General features: G+C 44.7%; 2 pseudogenes. Both read left to right on the forward strand.

Annotated elements, in window-relative coordinates:
* Positions 1 to 186: pseudogene (locus A3712_RS14355) on the forward strand (2-aminoethylphosphonate--pyruvate transaminase); the annotation flags it as partial.
* Positions 186 to 414: pseudogene (locus A3712_RS14360) on the forward strand (aspartate aminotransferase family protein); the annotation flags it as partial. The pseudogenes A3712_RS14355 and A3712_RS14360, both read left to right, overlap by 1 nt.

Here is a 414-nt window from a genome sequence, read left to right on the forward strand (position 1 = left end):
ACTCATAGCGATTACCAATTCAAGGAATTCTATGACCGTTTGAAAGAGCAAGGGTTTATGATTTATCCGGGCAAGGTTTCAAACGCAGACTGCTTCCGCATTGGTAACATTGGTGAAGTTTACCCGTCTGATATTGAGGCTCTCATTAGCGCTGTTAAGAATGCTATGTACTGGGACATTAAGTAATGCAAATAACTAACCAAGAGCCAGCACTAAAGGCAACGCACTCTCTAAGTGAAGGCGATGTGAACACCACACCCGCACGTGAAAAGTGGAATGAATCGCTAAACGATGAGGCAACTCAAGCGATGTTAAAACGCGACTCTGACGTGTTTCTCCATCAAGCAATGTCAACGCCTTGCCTAGACACACTTGAAGCCGCAGAAGGCATTTATATTCAAGATACGACGGGCA

Origin of the sequence: Vibrio sp. HI00D65 (assembly GCF_001635455.1) — a bacterium.
Lineage (GTDB): Bacteria > Pseudomonadota > Gammaproteobacteria > Enterobacterales > Vibrionaceae > Vibrio.